The following is a 17,938-nucleotide window of genomic DNA, read 5'->3' on the forward strand; positions in this document are numbered from 1 at the left end:
CTCAGCCCTTGCCCGTCAGGCGCTTCATGTGGGCGCGGAACTTGGCCGCCCAGCCGTCACGTTGGGTGAGCGCCGCGCGGGTGACGGCCAGGGCATCGGCCGGCACGTCGTGGGTGATGGTGCTGCCGGCGCCGACGATGGCGCCGTCACCGACACGGACCGGCGCCACCAGCGCCGTGTTGGAGCCGATGAAGGCCCCCGCGCCGATATCGGTGTGATGCTTGGCGAAGCCGTCGTAGTTGCAGGTGATGGTGCCCGCGCCGACGTTCGCCGCGGCGCCCACCCGGGCGTCGCCGATGTAGGTCAGGTGATTGACCTTGGCGCCGGGTTCCACGGTGGCCTTCTTGATCTCGACGAAGTTGCCGATGTGCGCCCCCTGCGCGATGGTCGCACCGGGCCGCAGCCGCGCGTAGGGGCCGAGGGTGGCGCCCGCCTCGACCGTGCAGCCCTCGAAATGGCAGAAGCCCTTGATCTCCACGCCATCGCCGATCGTCACCCCGGGACCGAAGACGCAGAATGGGCCGACGGTCACGTCCCGGCCCAGGCGGGTGTCCATGGACAGGAACACGGTATCCGGATCGGTCAGGGTGGCGCCGCCCTCCATGGCCGCCCGGCGCAGGCGGCCCTGCACCACCCGCTCGGCGGTGGCGAGTTGCGCGCGGTCATTGATGCCCAGCATCTCCGCCTCGTCGCCCTCCACCACCGCGCAGACCAGCCCGTCGGCGCGGGCCAGGGCGACAATGTCGGTCAGGTAGTGCTCGCCCTTGGCGTTGGCGTTGCCGATCCGCTCCAGCAGGCCGAACAGCCGCGCCCCGTCCACCGCCATCACCCCGGCATTGCACAGGGTGATCGCACGCTGATCCTCCGTCGCGTCCTTGTGCTCGACAATCGCCTCCAGAGCACCCCGGCCATCGGTGACCAGGCGTCCGTAGCCGGTGGGGTCGGCGGCCTGGAAACCCAGCACCACCACATCCGCGCCCTCGCCCCGCCGGGCCACCATGGCTCGCAGCGTCTCCACGCGGACCAGGGGAGAGTCGCCGAACAGGATCAGCACGGTCGCCGGCGGCGTCGGCAATGCCGGGCGGGCTTGCAGGGCGGCGTGGGCGGTGCCCAGGCGCTCGGCCTGAAGCACGGTGGGCCGGGGGGCGGCGAGCCGTTCCACCTCGGGCATGTGCGGGCCGGCCACCACCACCGTGGCCTCCGGCGGCGCGCCCAGCATGTCGAGGGTGTCCAGCACATGGCCCAGCAGCGGCCGGCCGGCCAGGACATGGGCCACCTTGGGGCGGGTGGAGCGCATGCGCGTCCCCATGCCCGCGGCGAGAACAATGGCCGCCACATCGGTGGCGGCGGGGGTCTGGGCGTTCATCGGCGGCGTGTCTGTCCTGCGGGTGTCGGTTCGGGTGGGGACCGCCTACCCGAAGTGGGGTGGTCAGGGCAAGGACGCTGCCATACTCTGCCGGTCACGCAAACTCACACAGTGTTGCGCTTGGTTACAGATCGATTCCTTGTCCGGATCGATCCGCCCCCTTTTCGCGCGAGGTTTCATGGTGACCGACTTGCCTTTCGACGGTGTGGTGTTCGACCTGGACGGCACCCTGATCGACAGCGTGCCCGACCTGGCCCTGGCCCTGAACGCCCTGATGGACGAGGAAGGGCTCGCGCACCTGCGTCCCGACCAGGTGCCGGCCATGGTCGGCCAGGGCGCCCGCATCCTGGTCAGCAAGGCCATGGCCGCCACCGGGCGCCCCATCGGCGCCGGCGCCGACGAGACGGCCCGCCTGGAGCGTCTGCACGACCGCTTCGTGGCGCTGTACGAGGCCAAGCCGCTGGTCGGCACCCGCCCCTACGACGGCGCCGAGGATCTGTTGCGCGCCCTGCGTGACGCCGGAATCCGCCTGGGCATCTGCACCAACAAGCCGCAGGGTCCCACCGAGGGCGTGGTCAAGGCCCTGGGCCTGGACGGCCTGTTCGACGCCGTGATCGGCGCCGGCCTGATCCCCGAACGCAAGCCCCATCCCCGCCCGCTGCTGCTGGCGCTGGAGCGCATGGGCGTGGCGCCCGGACGCGCCGCCATGGTCGGCGACACCCCCTATGATGTCGATGCCGCCCACGCGGCCGGCGTGGCCGTGGTGATGGTCGACTTCGGCTATAGCCCGGTACCGCCGGCGGAGGCCGGGGCCGACCGCCTGATCTCCCGTCTGGCGGATGTGCCGGCGGCGCTGGCCGCCCTGGGCGAGACGCGCAAACGGGCTTGACGGCCCGTCCCGGACGGCGCTATAAGCCGCCCTCCGCGCAAGACGCGGCCCCGATCCGGGCCGCGCCCGGCGGGCGCGTAGCTCAGCGGGAGAGCACTCGCTTCACACGCGAGGGGTCGCTGGTTCAATCCCAGCCGCGCCCACCAGCACCGGCTTTTTCAAGCCCAAAACCCCGGATGCACATGGCATCCGGGGTTTTTTGTGCCCTATTCCGCCGCCGCCCGCGCCTGTCCCCGCCGCGACCGGTTGACGGCCGAGAGGATGGCGTTCAGCGACGCCTGAACGATGTTGGTGTGGCGCCCGACCCCGTACAGCAGGGTCCCGTCGCCCGCCTTCATCTCGACGTACGCGTAGGCATGGGCGTTGGCACCAACGCCGAGCGCATGCTCGGAGTAGCCGACCACCTCCAGCCCCGTGCCCAGGTGCCGGCGCAGGGCATCGACGAAGGCATCCAGCGGCCCGTTGCCGGTGCCGCGAATGGCCCGGTCCTCGTCCGTCTCGACCAACACGGCATCCAACACGCGCACATCCGTGGCATGGGTGTCGGGCACCGTGCGGTATTCCTTGAGCACGATGTCGCCGGGCCGCACCGCCAGATACTCGCGCTCGAAGATCTCCCACAGGTGCCGGGCGGTGATCTCCGCCTCGGACTCGTCGGTGATCTGCTGGACCACCCCGGCGAATTCCATCTGCAGGCCGCGCGGCATCTGAAGGCCCTGGTCACGCTCCAGGATATGGGCCACGCCCCCCTTGCCCGACTGGCTGTTGATGCGGATGACCGCCTCGTAGGTGCGGCCCACGTCGGCCGGATCGATGGGCAGGTAGGGCACCTCCCACACACCGCTGTTGGACTGGCGCATGGCGCGCAGGCCCTTGTTGATGGCGTCCTGATGCGACCCCGAGAAGGCGGTGAACACCAGCTCGCCCGCGTAGGGGTGACGCGGATGCACCGGCAGGCGGGTGCAGTATTCCGACATGGTCACCAGGTCAGGCATGTTGGAGCAGTCCAGCCCCGGGTCGATGCCCTGGGTGTGCAGGTTCAGGGCAAGCGTGATCAGGTCCACGTTGCCGGTGCGCTCGCCATTGCCGAACAGGGTGCCCTCGACACGTTCGGCCCCGGCCATCAACGCGAGTTCCGTGGCGCCCACGGCGGTGCCCCGGTCGTTGTGCGGGTGAACGGAGATGATGACGCTGTCCCGGTTGCGCACATGCCGGCAGAACCATTCGATCTGGTCGGCATAGACGTTGGGCGTGGCCATCTCGACGGTGCTGGGCAGGTTGAGGATCATGCGCTTGTCGGGTGTCGGCTCGAACACGTCCATGACCGCCTCGCAGATCTCGACGGCGAAATCGAGTTCCGTGCCCGTGAAGCTCTCCGGCGAGTACTGGTACAGGATTTCGGTATCCGTCTCGGCGGCCAGCCTGTGGATGAGCGTCGCGCCCTCGCGGGCGATCTCGATGATGCCCGGGCGGTCGAGGCCGAACACGACTCTGCGTTGCAGGGTGGAGGTCGAGTTATAGACGTGAACGATGGCCCGAGGGGCGCCCCTCAGCGCCTCGAACGTCCGCCGGATCAGGTGCTCGCGCGCCTGCACCAGCACCTGCAGGGTCACGTCCTCGGGCACCATGTCGTTTTCGATCAGATGGCGGGCGAAGTCGAAATCGGTCTGCGAGGCGGCCGGAAAGCCCACCTCGATCTCCTTGAAGCCCATCTCCACCAGGGCTTTGTACAGGCGCAGCTTGCGTTCGATCCCCATGGGCTCGATCAGCGCCTGGTTGCCGTCGCGGAGATCGACCGAGGCCCAGATGGGCGCGCGATCGATGACCGCCGACGGCCAGCGGCGGTCCGTCAAGGCAACGGGAGTGAAGGGCTTGTACTTGGTCGTCGGATCCACGGGCATGGACTCGTCTCCGATTGTCGGCACGGGGCGCGGCCTGGGCGCGCCGGGAGCGGGACTGCGATCTTCGATCGCGAAGGGTTGGTCGCAACGTGGCCGTCCTACGGCCGCCGGCTGGCCACGCACGAGGCGGCCGGCGACCGACCCTTAGTCGCGGCCGCGGCAGGGCCAGCGCCCGACCACGCGCGACGGCCGGACAGAGGCGATCGATCTCGCGCAGACTGTGGGGATCGTGGGCAACCATGGATCGCGTGACCTTGCGGGATGACGTCGGGGAACCCTGGACTGGATCGAGGGGGTCACCGATCCGCGAAACGCGGGCACGGTGCCGGGGCGCTCATCAGCCCCGTAGGGCCAGCGCGAGGTCCAGTCGTAGGATCGACGTCATATGCGGCATGGTCTGCATGGTTCGGTGACGATGGGGCAGCCGGGCGGGCGCCGTCAACCTCAAAAACTCGAGTCGTCACGCAAGAGCGGGCTTGGCGACGATCGCGTCCCGGACACCTCCCCCGCCGAGCCCACAACGCCCCGTCATACCGGAGGCGGATGAGTGTGACTCATCCGCCGCTAGTATAAGCATCTATGCACGGATTTGCGGATCCCCTCGCCATGAGCTTTCCGTAATCCGAGTTCGGAGCCCTGGCCAGAGTAGCGCGTGCATGTTTCCTGGGGTGCCGTGCGGTTTTCGTGCTACCATCCAATAGTTTTGAGGGTTGCCAGTGCGCGTGAGTCAGTATGTCCAACACGGCATCAACACCGTTCTGTTTCGCCTGCCTGGCGATCAGTCTGTTGTTTTTTTGTGCTGTTCAGTGTTTGACCATCGCCACCGCCGGCGCCTCCGACCCACCGCGCCCTGACCCGATCGTCGCCGCCGTCCCCAAGGCCCTGCCGCCCCTGTACAGCCGGACCATGAACGGGGTGGCGGCCGGCTTGGCCGTGGACGTGTTCAATGACATCGCCGGACGCGCCAATCTGACCGTCGTCTATCGGGTCCTGGACAGCTGGGATGACGTGCGGGAGGCGCTGGAGAGCGGCACGGCGGATGTCGTTCCCCTGATGGAGATCACGAACCAGACCGCGCCCTTCGCCAGGTTTACCCGCCCCCTGGAGCAGTACGACGTGGTCATGGTCCGTCGGGTGGAGAACACAGAGCTGACGGGATTGTCCGACCTGTCGGGCCGCGTGGTCGGGGTGGTGCGGACGGCGTTGGCGGTGCCGGTCCTGGCCGGGCGCCCCAAGCTGTTCACGCGACCCTACACGGACGAAAAACGCGGACTTGATGCCCTTCTTCAGGGCGGGATCGATGTCCTGGTGATTCCGGAGCCCGCGTTTCTCAAACTGGCGCGGGCCGTTCGCGTCCAAGACCAGGTGCGATCCTTCGGTCCGCCGCTGGCCACGGTCGAGCGGGCCATCGCGGTGCGCAAGACGGACCCGGCCTTGCTGGCGCGCCTGGACGCGGTCGTCGGCGACTACGTGGGCTCGGCGGATCACGTCGCGCTTCAGGAAAAGTGGGGCGACGATGGGCGGGGGAAGCCCCCGCTGTTCATGGTGGCCTGGATCGCCGTCCTGATCATCTCGGCACTGGTGGTCACCATCGCGATCTGGAAAGCGCGCCATGGCCCCTCGGCCCATCCGATCTTCTTCTCGGAAACCGACGGTCGCGCGTTGGGAGTCCGTTTGCGGCGCCTGGGCCTGGTCCTGACCGCCATCCTGGTCTTGTCCATCGCCGCCATCGCCGGGTCGACGCTCACGCTTCTCTATGGGGTCGCGTTCGAGAAGCAGCGGGAACGCCTGGTGGAAATGGTGCGAAGTCAGGCCCGGCTGATGCAGGCGATGGCCACGTTCGACGAGAGGCACGCCACCTATCCAGGGGGATCGACCGCGGCCACGTTGCAGCAGATCAGGGCCGGACTGTCCAGCTATCCGGGTATCGGCGAGTTCACCCTGGCCCGGCGCGTCGAGGACAGCATCGTCTTCATCGTGCGCCAGCGCGCCTGGGACCGCTACCAGCCATCCCCGATCCCGCTCGACTCCGATCTGGCCGAGCCAATGCGCCAAGCCCTGCTGGGCCAGTCCGGTACCCTGATCGGCAAGGACTATCGAGGGGTCACCGTGCTGGCGGCCTTCGCGCCCGTGCCGATCCTGAACCTGGGCGTGGTGGCCAAGGTGGATATCCACGAAATCCGGGCCCCCTTCATCGAGGCGGGCCTGACCACGGCGGCCATCGGCGTCCTGGTCATCGTGCTCGGGACCACCGGGTTCGTCACGGTCGGCGATCCCCTGGTGCGCCAGCTCGTGGAGCGAGAACGCTGGTTCGCGGCGATCATCCAGCATGCCGGGGTCGGGATCGCGCTGATCGACGTGGCCACAGGACGCATTGTCAACGCCAACGACCGCTACGCCGCGATCCTGAAGCGCGCTCCGGACACGCCCGGGCAACAGCCCTTCATGGATACCCTGGACGCCTTCGAGGCCCCATCCATGACCCGCGACCTGGGGCGCATGGTCACGGGCGAGATCACCCGGTTCACGACGGAAGGCCGTCTGCAAAGCCGGGACCAGGCCGTCGCCTGGGTGAAACTCACGGCGTCGGCCACCTGGAAGACAGGAGAGCGGCCCGCTCGCCTGGTCCTGGTGGTGGACGACATCACCGAACGCAAGCAGGCCGAGGAGACGGTCAACAAGTTCTTCGACCAGCCCATGAACCTGCATCTGATCGCCGGCATGGACGGCATCATTCACCGCGTCAACGCGGGCTGGGAACGCACGCTGGGTTACCCCCCCGACCAGTTGGTCGGTCGGGCCTTCATGGATATGGTCCACCCCGACGACGTTGACGCGAGCAGGGCGGAAATGGACAGGCTGAGGCGCGGAGACATCACGTACGGGTTCGAAAATCGCTATCGGCACCGCTCGGGAGAGTACCGCTGGCTTGTCTGGTCGGCTATCGCCGCCACCAATGAAGATCGCCTGTTCGCCGTGGCGAGCGACATCACGGACCGCAAGATATCCGAGGACTCTCTCAGGAAAAGCGAGGAAACGTTTGAATGGTTCCTGGACGTCATCGATGACGTCGTCTGGTTGGGAAGCGAAAACCACCTGGAGTTCATCAGCAATTCATGTGAGCGAATTTTCGGCTATCCCAAGGAAACCTTCCTGCATGATCCGACGATCTGGGTCCGCGCCATCCATCCCGATGACCGCGCGGCGGTCCAGGCCGACCTGGGTGGGACGCGCACTCCGGGAACGCTGCATCAGCAGTACCGCATCCTGCGGGCCGACGGCTCGGTCCGCTGGCTGGACGACCGCAGGAGCTTCGAACTGGATGCGGATGGCCAGATCACGCGCATGGGCGGGGTGACCACGGACATCACCAAACGCAAGGCACTGGAAACGGACCTGGCCGAGAAGACCAAGACCCTGGAGGAGTCGAACAACGATCTCCAGCAATTCGCCCACATCGCGTCTCACGACCTGCGAGAACCCCTGCGAATGGTGGCGTCCTTCATGCAGCTCCTGGAGCGGAACTATGCGGAAAGCCTGGACGACAGGGCGCGGGAATACATCGGCTTCGCCGTGAACGGCGCGAAGCGCATGGACGCGCTGATCACCGATCTCTTGTCCTTCTCCCGGGTCCAGAGCCACGGACGGGCCATGACCGCCGTGGACTCGGACGCCCTGTTGAAGGAAGCCCTGGAGAACCTCGCCCCGCGCATCACCGAGGCGGCGGCGACCATCGACCACACCAGCCTGCCCCGGGTCCTGGCCGACGGTCCGCAGTTGATCCAGGTGTTCCAGAACCTGGTGGGCAATGCCCTGAAGTACCGCGCGCCGGACCGGCCGGTGACGATTCGCATCGGCGCCACCCAATCCGATCAGATCGCGACCTTCACCGTCCGGGACACCGGCATCGGCATCGACCCCCAATATCACGACCAGATCTTCCGCATCTTCCAGCGGCTGCATGGGCGCGAGGCATACGGCGGCGGCACCGGCGTCGGCCTGGCGGTCTGCAAGCGGATCGTGGATCGCCACGGCGGGCGCATCTGGGTGGACTCCGCGCCGGGCCAGGGCAGCACCTTCGCCTTCACCCTGCCCCTGGCCCCGTGACCGTGAGTCCGGCGGAACCGGTCCCGCGCGGCCCGCGGTCGGCGCCTCAGCTCATCCAGTTGCCGCCATCGACGTTGAGCGTCTGGGCGACGACGTATTCGGCGTCGTCCGAGGCCAGGAACACGGCCGCCCCGGCGTAGTCCTCCGGCTTGCCCATGCGCCCGTACGGCACGGCCTCGCCGACCAGGCGTTTCTTCTCGCCGATCGGGCGCCCCTCGTACTCGGCGAACTTGGCGTCGACATGGTCCCACATCGGCGTGTCGACGACACCGGGGGCGATGCCGTTCACCCGAATCCCGTGGCGGATCAGATCCAGACCGGCCGACTGGGTGAGGCTGAGCACCGCCGCCTTGCTGGCGCAGTAGACCCCCACCAGGCCCTCGCCCCGGCGTCCGGCCTGGGAACTGAAGTTGATGATGCGACCGCCGGTGCCCTGGGCCACCATCTGGCGGGCGGCGGCCTGCAACGTGAACAACAGGCCCTCGACGTTGACGGCGAACACCGTGCGATAACTCTCGCGCGTGATCTCCAGGATCGGCGCCAGGTCGAAAACACCGGCGTTGTTGACCAGGATGTCCAGCGCGCCGAAGGTCTCCACCGTCGTCTTGATGGCGGCGTCGATCGACTCCGGCCTGGTGACGTCGAGCTGGACGCCGATCGCGCCGTGTCCGACCTCCGCCGCCGCCTTGTGGACCGCGTTGTCGGCGATGTCGGCGAGCACGACCCTGGCGCCTTCCTCGGCGTACCGCATGGCGACGGCGAGTCCGATGCCGCGCGCCGCGCCGGTGATCAGGGCCACCTTGTTCTGGAGCTTCATGTCATGTCCTCGCTGCGTGTTGGGGCGGCCTCCGGGGCGAACCCGGACGGAGGAGGCGCCGGGATGGGAGGCGGTCCGGGTCACGGCGCCGTGAAACGGTACTCGCAGGTATGGGTGTAGGTGTCGCCCGGCCGGAGGACGACCGAGGGGAAATGCGGACGGTTCACCGAGTCGGTGAAGCGATAGGACTCCAGGCAGAACCCGGCGCGGGGACCGTGTGCCTGCCCCTCGAGTCCCGGCGCGGCCTGGAACAGGGCCGACCCACTGTAAAACAGAAGACCGGGCTGGTCGGTCGCGACCTCCAGGGCCAGGGCATGGTCGGGCGCCAGGACCCGCGCCACGGGCCGCGTCACCCCCACCGGGCCATCGAGCACGAAGTTGATATCGTAGTCGATGCCCCCGTCGGCGACCCGCCGCGCGGCGCGGAAGTCGTACGGTGTGCCCTCGACGGCCCGGATCTCGCCCGTGGGGATCAGGGTCGGGTGTGCCGGCGTATAGAAGCCCGCGTGAACCTGAAGCCGGTGGTCCCCGGCATCGGCGCCCTCGGCCAGCGTGAAATAGCTGTGATTGGTCAGGTTGAGCACCGTCGGCGCGTCCGTGCGCCCGGTCATCTCCAGCCGCAGGGTCGCGGGGTCGGACAGGGTGTACAGGCAGGTGACGTCCACCCGGCCCGGATAGCCCTGATCGCCGTCCGGCGACGTCAGGGCCAGAAGCACCGATGTGTCCGTGGCGGCGACCACCTGCCAGGGCTGGCGCGAGAACCCGCGCGGACCACCGTGAAGGTGGACGTTGCCGTCGCCATTGATCGGCAACTGGTGGCCGACGCCGTCCAGGGTGAACCGCCCGTCGGCGATGCGATTGCAGCACCGCCCCACGACTCCCCCGAGGTAGCAGGGGTTGTCACGGTAGGCATTCGGATCCTCGTATCCCAGAACCACCCGGCGGGTCCCGCCGGCGCGCAGGGGGACCGTCAGATCCCGCACCGTGGCGCCCCAGTTCAGAATCGACGCGGTCGCGCCCGCCGGTGTCGTCAGGCGAACCTCCCGCACGGGCACGCCGTCCGGCGCCCCTGTCTCGCGAACCGTCATGCCGTGTCCCCTCGTGCCGTGCCCGAGACCATGCCCGAGGTCGTGACGGCAACGTGCCGCCGCGCCGCGAAGGTCTCGATGTCGTGTTCCGTGGACGTGCCTTCCATCGGCCCCTTGCGTGTCACGGCCAGCGCGCCCGCAGCGGCGGCCAGACGCAACGCCCGCGCCGGCGCCAGGCCGCGCAGCCAGGCCGTCACGAAGGTGGCGCCAAAGCAGTCGCCCGCGCCGGTCGGATCCACCTCGGTCACGGCGAAGGCCGGGTGGTGCACCGTGGACTCGCCGTCGTAGTAGCTCGCGCCGTCCGCGCCGCGCTTCAGGACGACGGCCGTGACGCCGAGGTCGAGGATCTCGGCGATCGCGTCCTCTTCCTCGGTGGCCGTCGACAACAGGAACAGCTCCGGCCCGCTGGGCAGAAAGACATCGGACTCGCCCAGAATTGTCTCCAAGGCCGCCCGCATGCCCGACAGCGTCAGCATTTCCTTGCGGACGTTGGGGTCGAAGGAGACGGTGCCACCGCGCGCCTTCACCCGGTCCATGGCGTGGCGGATCAACGCCACGATGGACTCCGAGAACAGCGACGACCCCATGACATGCAGGTGATCGGCGCTGTCCAGCAGACGATCGCCCTCCGTCGACCGCGTGATCCGCCCGCAGGCGCTGTGCTTGATGTTGAAGACGAAGTCGCGTTCCCCGTCGGAGCGATAGCGCACGAAGGCGCTGCCGGTGACCCCCTCCGGCGCCACCGTGACGGCGGATACGTCGGCCCCGTCGGCCCTGAGCCGCTCCATGTTGAGGTGGCCGAAGTCGTCCGGCCCGACACAACTGATGAGCCCGCACGGCTGGCCGAGACGCGCCACCTGATCAATGAAGATCGCCGGCGCCCCCGAGGGATAGGGTCCGATGAGCGACAGCGGCTCCCGGAATCCGTCCCCCGGCTCCGTGGCCATGATCTCGACAACGATTTCGCCGACCGCGACGATCTTTTTCATGACTGCAGTCTTTCGCTCACCGTAAGGGGTTTCGCCGGGCCGAGCCCGGTCGAGCGACGGTCAGGCCCTGCCATGCGCTGACGGTCCGGACGGTGCCAGCCCCGCCCATGTCCGCGGATCGCCTCCGCGCGGCTCCCGCAGGGCAGTGACCGTGCGACTCAAAAAGAGCACGTGTCAATAAATTATTTTTCGTCCGATAAATTATGATGTCCACCCATGGCGCATGGGAGGACGGCACGGGTCAAGACGCATGTCGCGCCCGATGTCACCGCGCGGGGTTTCTGAGGCCATGGGTATGATTCCCGGCCTCGACACCCAATGCGAAGCATTTCTGCAATCATGGGGCGCGCGATCGTCCTATCGATAGGCGCGCCGCGCGAGTGGCTGGGATCTTAAGAGGCTTGAATGTCAAAAAATAAGTTTGTGCGAGTTAACTTAATTATTGACACGCGATCTTGATATGACACACTCGTGGCACTGGAGGGCCTTTTCTCAACGGTGGCCGGCCATCGCCCGGGGGTCGCCGCCGAGCACCGGAGCCGGACTGGATCCCCCCCAGTCAATCGCGAGCGTGACTCGCAAAGCGATACGTTCCAGGAGGAAGAGATGTTTCGGAATTTGGTATCGAAGATGCTCAAGGGCGGGTCCATGGCGGCGCTCGCGGCATCCGTGACCATGGCGGCGTCGCCGGTGTCCGCCGACGACTATATGGTCGGCTTCTCCAACCGGACCCTGAACGGCCCCTACTTCAGCGCGCTCACCGAGCACGTGAAGACCTTCGGGCAAGAGGCCGGCTGGACGGTCATCACCACCGACGCGCGCGCCGACCTGAACAAGCAGATCGCCGATGTCGAGGACATGGTCGCGCGCGGCATCGACGCGCTGATCCTCAACCCGCAGGATCCGGCGGCCGGCCAGCGGATCGTCGAAAGCGTGCGGCGCAAGGGCATTCCGGTGGTCATCATCGACAGTGACCTCGCCATCGGCGCCGACGTGGTGACCCGGGTCAACTCCGACAACGCGACGACCAACCAGATGATCGGGGCCTATGCCGCCGAGCAGTTCGGAAGCACGCCGATCAACGTGGCGCTGATCAGCGGCAACCAGGGCAACCTCGTCGGCCACACCCGGTCCCGGAACTTCTTCCTGGGCATCATTGATGGACAGTTGCGCAGCGCCGCCAAGACCAACTTTTCCATCGTCACCCAGGTGTGGGGCAAGTGGGACCAGCAGGGCGGCCTGAAGGCCATGGAAGACGTCCTGGTCGCGCACCCCGAGGTGAACGCCGTCTACACCGAGAACGACGACATGGCGCTGGGCGCCATCCACGCGCTGCGAGCGGCCGACAAGCTGGATGACGTGCGCATCTACAGCTACGACGGCAACAAGAACGCCTACAAGGCCATCATGGCGGGCCGGATGGAAGCGACGGGCGAGAACAACCCGAAGCTGATGGCGGAAATGGCCATCGACATCATCAAGGACGTGCGGGCCGGCAACACGAACTTCCCTGACTACTCCTACACGCCGTCCGTGATGATCAACGCCGACAACGTCGAGTCGATCTACGACCCCGACTCCCTGTTCTAGCGTGGTCCGTGGCCATCGGGGGCGGTCGGTCGCCTCCCGATGGCCCTTTTTCTTGCGGACGGGCGTGTCATCACGGCCCGGCCTCAGCGGAGGGTGCCGCCATGAAGTCTCTCGTGTTCGCCCAGCCGGGCCAGATGTCGATCGAGGACCTGCCCCGCCCCGAGCCGACAGGCGACGAGGTGTTGATCAAGGTCGAGGCCAGCGGCATCTGCGGCACCGACGTGCACATCTTTCAGGGCGGCTTCTCCTGCGACTATCCCCTGGTGCCCGGCCACGAGTTCGCCGGCGCGGTGGTCGAGGTCGGCCCGGCGTGCACCCGCTTCAAGGTCGGCGACCGGGTCGCCGTCGAACCCAACGTCCCGTGCAACAACTGTCCGGAATGCCTGCGGGGCGAGCACCACTACTGCCGCAACATGGTGGTGCCCGGCGTCAACCGCCCGGGCGGCATGGCGGAATACGTTCTCGTCAAGGAGCGCGGGGCCTTCGACATCGGCACGCTGCCCTACGACCTGGGCGCGCTGGTGGAGCCGCTCTCCTGCGTCGTGCACGCGGCCGAACGGCTGGCGCCGCAGGTTGGCGAGCGCGTGCTGGTGATGGGCGCCGGTCCGATCGGCCTGCTCATGGGCCGCATGATCCGGGCCCGGGGCGCCGCCCGCGTGGACTACCTGGAACGCAATCCCGACCGGCGGGACTATGCCGCGCGCATGGGGCTGGGGCACGTCTACGACACGACCGACGCGATCCCGGACAAGGCGTACGACGCGGCCGCCGACGCGACCGGTGTGTCGGCCCTGGTGTCCGAGGCGGTCAACCGGCTGGTCCGGCCGCGAGGTCGGGTGCTGGTGTTCGGCGTTCCGTCGCAGACGGCGAAGATCGAAATTGATCACTTCCGGTTCTATCGGGAAGAGGTCCAGCTCATTGCAAGCTTCACGTCCCTGAAGAACAGCATTCAGGCCGTCGACATCATGGCCAACGAGGTCATCGACGTGCACGACATCATTTCGCACAAGATCAACCTGTCGGACTGCCCGGACTTCATTCGCCGGATGCAGGCGGGAGACGGCGACATGCGCAAGGTCACCGTGACCGACTTCGCCACCTAGGGTCCTGATCCGGGTGTTTTGACCCGGGCGAGCGGCGCACCCCCCCCGGGTCGACACGCCCGCCCGGATCGAACGGCCCCGCCGCGGGCTCCGGTGTGCCGCGACCACGCGCGAGGCGATCCCCGTCCCTTTCCCGAAGCGTCGCCGCGAGTCCGAGGCGCGCCCCCCTTCAAACCCGCCGCGCGGGCATACCAGCAAGATCGAGGCCGTCATGAAGGATGTGGTTCTACGGCATGTCAAAGGCGAGGCCGTCGGCATCTGCTCGGTATGTTCCGCCCATCCGATCGCCATTCGCGCGGCGTTGTTGTTCGACCTCGACACCGACCGGACGGTCCTGATCGAGGCGACCTCGAACCAGGTCAACCAGTTCGGCGGCTATACCGGCATGACGCCTGTCAAGTTCCGGGACTTCGTCGCCGGCATCGCGGCGGAGGTCGGTTTTCCACTGAAGCGCCTGTGCCTGGGCGGCGACCACCTGGGGCCGAACGCCTGGCGGGACCGTACCCCGGACGAGGCCATGGCCCTGTCGCGCACCCTCGTCGCCGACTACGTCGCGGCCGGGTTCTCGAAAATCCACCTCGATGCCTCGATGGCGGTGGCCGGCGACGTCGACCCGATCGACCCCGGCGTCGCGGCCGAGCGCGCCGCCGACCTGTGCGCGGCGGCCGAAGCCGCCGTGACGGACGGCGCCCCGCCCCTCTACATCATCGGCACCGAAGTGCCGGTGCCCGGGGGCGAAACCGACGGACTGTCGGGCATCCAGATCACGGATCCCGCCAATGTCGCCCAAACCCTCGACCTGCATCGCCGGGCGTTCGCCGCGCGCGGGCTGGACGCGGCCTTCGCGCGCGTGGTCGGCGTCGTGGTTCAGCCGGGCGTCGACTTCGATCACACCGGGATCATCGCCTACGACCGCACCAAGGCGTTCGGGCTGGCCCGCTTCATCGAGGGTCACCCCGGACTGGTCTACGAGGCCCACTCGACCGACTTCCAGCCGCGCGAGAAGCTGCGCGACCTGGTGCGGGACCACTTCGCCATTCTGAAGGTCGGCCCGGCGGTCACCTTCGCCCTGCGCGAGGGCCTGTTCGCCCTGGCCGCCATGGAGGACGAAACGATTCCGGTGGAACGGCGGTCCTGCCTTCGCGCCGTGGTCGACCGGGTGATGCTCGACGAGCCGGACGCCTGGGCCAAGTACTACCAGGGCGGCCATCAGCAGCGGAAGCTGCTGCGGTCGTACAGCAAGTCGGACCGCATCCGCTACTACTGGACGCACCCCGAGGTGTCGGCGGCGGTGGACCGCCTGTTCGCCAACCTGGCGGCGGTTCCGCCCACCGACGGCCTGGTTCGGCAGTTCGCCGGACACGAGCGCGCCCGCCGGCCGGGGCGCCCCCTGACGGCCGAGACGATCATCCTCGACAAGATCATGCAGGTTCTCGAGGACTACCGCCACGCCTGCTGGGGCGACGCGGACTCCGGCGGAGCGACGCGACGTGCCGGCTGACGGCGCCCTCGCGCCCCGGGACGGCCGGCCGGCGGAGAGCCGAGGCCAGCGTCCCCCGGACTCCGGAACCGAAGGCGGTGCCGGGAGGGCGGAGACGGTCGAGTACGCGGTCGATGTCGCGCGCGTCAGCAAGGCATTCGGCGGGGTTCAGGCGCTCAAGGACGTCACCCTGCGGGTCGCCCCCGGCACGATCCACGCCCTGGTCGGCGAGAACGGCGCCGGCAAATCCACGTTGATGAACGTCCTGGCGGGCATCCTTCGCAAGGACTCCGGGTCGGTGCGGATCTTCGGGGACGAGGTGACCTTCGGCAAGCCGCAGGAGAGCCAGCGCGCCGGCATCGCCATCATCCACCAGGAACTGGCGCTGGCGCAGGATCTCAGCGTGGCCGAGAACATGTTTCTCGGCAATCTCGGTCAAGGCGGCCTGTTCGTGAACTGGCGCGCGTTGAACCGGCGCGCCGGCGAGGCCCTGCGGCAGTTCGGGTTCGACATCGCGCCGACCACCCGGGTCGGCGACCTCAGCGTGGCCTACCAGCAGATCGTCGAGATCACCACCGCCCTGGTCCTGCACGACTGCCGCATCCTGATCATGGACGAGCCCAGCGCCGTCCTCGCCGATCCGGAAATCGACGTCCTGTTCGCCAACCTGAAGCAGCTTCGCGACCAGGGCGTCACCATCATCTACATCTCCCATCGCCTGGAAGAGCTGTTCCGGATCGCCGATGCCATCACCGTCTTCAAGGATGGCCAGACGGTAACCGACCTCGATCCCAAGACCTGCACCGAAGACGACATCATCGCCAACATGGTCGGGCGCCGGATGGGCGCGTTGTTCCCGCCCAAGCCGGACCCCGGCGCGACCAGCGATGTCGTCCTGCGGGTGGACCACCTCACGCGGGGGCGGGTTCTTCACGACGTGTCGCTGACGCTGCATCGGGGCGAGATCCTTGGCCTGGCGGGCCTGGTCGGGTCCGGACGCTCCGAACTCGCGCGCTGCATCTTCGGCATCGACCGCGTCGACAGCGGCACCATCGAGATCGACGGCGTGGCCCGTCGGATCGGACGACCCGCCCACGCCATGCGCTTCGGGATCGGCCTGGTGCCCGAGGACCGCAAGCGTCAGGGCGGCATCCTGCCCATGACCATCTCCGAGAACCTGACCCTGACCAACCTGCGGGAGGTCAGCCGCTTCGGCCTGTGCAACGCGGCCGCCGAGCGGCGGGTGGCCGAGCGGTCCAAGGACAGCCTTCGCATCCGGCTCGGGGCGCTGTGCGATCCCCTGTCCTCGCTGAGCGGCGGCAACCAGCAGAAGGTGGTCGTCGCCAAGTGGCTGAATGCCGCCGGCACGGTCCTGATCCTGGATGAGCCCACGCGCGGCGTCGACGTGGGCGCCAAGATGGAACTGTACGCGATTGTCGCCGACCTGGCCCGGCAGGGCTACGGCATCCTCGTGATCTCGTCCGAAATGATGGAGCTGATCGGCCTTTGTCATCGCGTCTACGTGATGAGCGAAGGCGAGATCACTGGCGAGTTGTCCGGAGGGGACATCTGCGAAGAAACCATCATGCGGCTTTCAATACCCAAGCGTAGGAAACACTAATGCCCGGCCTGAAGATGAAATCATCGGCCTTGCTAAGGCTGGCTCTCAGCCAATCGACATTAGTCTTCTTCGTGGTCATGTTGATTGCGGCCTACTTCCTGTCCGACCGGTTCTTCACGCCGGACAATGTGACCAACATCCTGCGGCAGAGCGTTCCGCTGGGCGTCGTCTCGATCGGTCTCCTCTACGTCATCCTGACGGGGGGCATCGATCTCTCGGTCGGCTCCGTCATGGCCCTGGTCTCCGTGGTCGTGGCCCTGACCTTGCCCGACCTGGGCCTGACCGGCGCGATCATCGTCTCTCTGGCCGTCGGCACCTGCGCCGGGTTGGTGAGCGGCTCGCTGGTGGCCTACTTCGGCATCGCGCCGTTCATCGCGACGCTGGCGATCATGACCATCGCCCGGGGCGTGGCGCTGATCGTTTCGCGGGGCCAGCCGATCTTCGTCGACAACGACACCTTCATGAGCTTCGGCAGTTCGTCGTTCCTGGGCGTGCCGTCGCTGTTCCTTGTGCTGATCGGCGTCACCCTGCTGGCGGCCCTGCTGTACCGCCAGACCGTGTTCGGGCGGCTGGTGATCGCGGTCGGCTCCAACGAGGTCGCGACCCGCTTCGCCGGCATCAACATCCCGACGATCAAGGTCGCGGTCTATGCGCTCTCGGGATTCACCTGTGCCATCGCCGGCATCATCTCGGCGACGCGCACGGGCGTCGGGTCACCGATCCTGGCCATCGGGTTCGAACTGGACGCGATCGCCGCCGTGGTCGTGGGGGGCGCCAGCCTGGCCGGCGGGCGCGGCACCGTGATCAACACGCTGATCGGCGCCCTGATCCTTTCCATCATCTCCAACCTTATGAATCTGATGGATATTCCCGGATATCACCAGCAGGTGGTGAAGGGCGTCATCATCGTGCTCGCGGTGCTGATGGAAAGCGCGAAGCGGCGGCTGATCGACCGGTAACGCGGCCGGGGCGCGCCGGTGTTGACCA

The 17,938-nt window shown here is 67.7% G+C and carries 12 protein-coding genes and 1 tRNA gene; 8 read left to right on the plus strand and 5 right to left on the minus strand.

Annotated elements, in window-relative coordinates; all coding sequences use genetic code 11:
• Position 1 precedes the first annotated feature (1 nt).
• Entirely contained in the window at positions 2-1,366 is a 1,365-nt protein-coding gene (gene glmU, locus GGD89_RS09950) for a bifunctional UDP-N-acetylglucosamine diphosphorylase/glucosamine-1-phosphate N-acetyltransferase GlmU (RefSeq protein ID WP_184044717.1), read from the minus strand.
• Between the two features lie 178 nt (positions 1,367-1,544).
• On the opposite strand from glmU, the gene gph reads away from it, so the two are divergent.
• Positions 1,545-2,255, plus strand: coding sequence for a phosphoglycolate phosphatase (gene gph, locus GGD89_RS09955; protein WP_221238401.1), 711 nt, complete (start codon positions 1,545-1,547; stop codon positions 2,253-2,255).
• Between the two features lie 71 nt (positions 2,256-2,326).
• Positions 2,327-2,401: transfer RNA gene (locus GGD89_RS09960), tRNA-Val, on the plus strand.
• Positions 2,402-2,461: 60 nt separating this feature from the next.
• Here GGD89_RS09960 and leuA read toward each other — a convergent pair.
• Positions 2,462-4,156 carry a 2-isopropylmalate synthase gene (gene leuA / locus GGD89_RS09965; RefSeq protein ID WP_184044722.1) on the minus strand — a complete coding sequence of 565 codons (1,695 nt, stop codon included), beginning with the start codon at positions 4,154-4,156 and terminating at the stop codon, positions 2,462-2,464.
• 732 nt (positions 4,157-4,888) lie between these two features.
• Here leuA and GGD89_RS09970 point away from each other — a divergent pair.
• On the plus strand, positions 4,889-8,263 hold the full coding sequence (locus tag GGD89_RS09970) for a PAS domain S-box protein (protein ID WP_184044725.1): 3,375 nt from the start codon (positions 4,889-4,891) through the stop codon (positions 8,261-8,263).
• Positions 8,264-8,309: 46 nt separating this feature from the next.
• Here the strand turns inward: GGD89_RS09970 and GGD89_RS09975 are convergent, their stop codons facing one another.
• The 3 genes from GGD89_RS09975 to GGD89_RS09985 form a co-directional block, all read right to left on the minus strand.
• Positions 8,310-9,080, minus strand: a complete 771-nt coding sequence (locus tag GGD89_RS09975) for an L-iditol 2-dehydrogenase (protein ID WP_184044728.1) — start codon at positions 9,078-9,080, stop codon at positions 8,310-8,312.
• Positions 9,081-9,160: 80 nt separating this feature from the next.
• The gene (locus GGD89_RS09980; protein WP_184044730.1) at positions 9,161-10,168 is read right to left on the minus strand and encodes an aldose epimerase family protein; all 1,008 of its coding nucleotides are present in this window, start codon (positions 10,166-10,168) and stop codon (positions 9,161-9,163) included.
• Positions 10,165-11,157: a tagatose kinase gene (locus GGD89_RS09985; protein ID WP_184044732.1), complete on the minus strand. Its 993-nt coding sequence runs from the start codon at positions 11,155-11,157 to the stop codon at positions 10,165-10,167. Before GGD89_RS09985 ends, GGD89_RS09980 begins: the two co-directional genes overlap by 4 nt.
• A gap of 606 nt (positions 11,158-11,763) precedes the next feature.
• Between GGD89_RS09985 and GGD89_RS09990 the strand changes: the two genes are divergently transcribed.
• The 5 genes from GGD89_RS09990 (at position 11,764) to GGD89_RS10010 (ending at position 17,910) form a co-directional block, all read left to right on the plus strand.
• Positions 11,764-12,747: a substrate-binding domain-containing protein gene (locus GGD89_RS09990; RefSeq protein ID WP_221238402.1), complete on the plus strand. Its 984-nt coding sequence runs from the start codon at positions 11,764-11,766 to the stop codon at positions 12,745-12,747.
• A gap of 101 nt (positions 12,748-12,848) precedes the next feature.
• Positions 12,849-13,850, plus strand: coding sequence for an alcohol dehydrogenase catalytic domain-containing protein (locus GGD89_RS09995; protein ID WP_184044735.1), 1,002 nt, complete (start codon positions 12,849-12,851; stop codon positions 13,848-13,850).
• Between the two features lie 211 nt (positions 13,851-14,061).
• A complete protein-coding gene (locus tag GGD89_RS10000) occupies positions 14,062-15,351 on the plus strand; it encodes a D-tagatose-bisphosphate aldolase, class II, non-catalytic subunit (protein ID WP_184044738.1) in 1,290 nt (429 codons plus the stop codon).
• A complete protein-coding gene (locus GGD89_RS20535; protein ID WP_184044741.1) occupies positions 15,341-16,951 on the plus strand; it encodes an ATP-binding cassette domain-containing protein in 1,611 nt (536 codons plus the stop codon). The genes GGD89_RS10000 and GGD89_RS20535 overlap by 11 nt, the downstream gene beginning before the upstream one ends.
• Positions 16,951-17,910 carry an ABC transporter permease gene (locus tag GGD89_RS10010; protein ID WP_221238403.1) on the plus strand — a complete coding sequence of 320 codons (960 nt, stop codon included), beginning with the start codon at positions 16,951-16,953 and terminating at the stop codon, positions 17,908-17,910. The genes GGD89_RS20535 and GGD89_RS10010 overlap by 1 nt, the downstream gene beginning before the upstream one ends.
• Positions 17,911-17,938: the final 28 nt, after the last annotated feature.

Source organism: Roseospira visakhapatnamensis (genome assembly GCF_014197915.1).
Lineage (GTDB): Bacteria > Pseudomonadota > Alphaproteobacteria > Rhodospirillales > Rhodospirillaceae > Rhodospira > Rhodospira visakhapatnamensis.